1 rRNA gene is annotated in these 208 nt (G+C 40.9%); it reads right to left on the bottom strand.

From position 1 onward, the window contains the following. Positions 1-74, bottom strand: a 5S ribosomal RNA gene (gene rrf, locus ACSV5T_RS10545); the annotation flags it as partial. Positions 75-208 lie beyond the last annotated feature (134 nt).

The following is a 208-nucleotide window of genomic DNA, read 5'->3' as shown; positions in this document are numbered from 1 at the left end:
CTTTCGGCGTTTATGAGCTTAACTACTGTGTTCGAGATGGGAACAGGTGGATCCTCATAGCCATCGCCACTGAATCTATCAGAGTTTGTACTCTGAAAACCACATAGAAGTTATATATATTTGTTGCACATTTCTGCTTAATGTTTTTGTTTAAGTAAAGCCCTCGATCTATTAGTACCAGTCAGCTCCAAACCTCACGGCTCTTCCA

It is taken from the genome of Veillonella sp. ZSJB6 (assembly GCF_051549505.1).
Taxonomy (GTDB): Bacteria; Bacillota; Negativicutes; order Veillonellales; family Veillonellaceae; genus Veillonella.
Note: the sequence above shows the minus strand (reverse complement) of the source record. Positions and strands in the feature narration are given on the sequence as shown.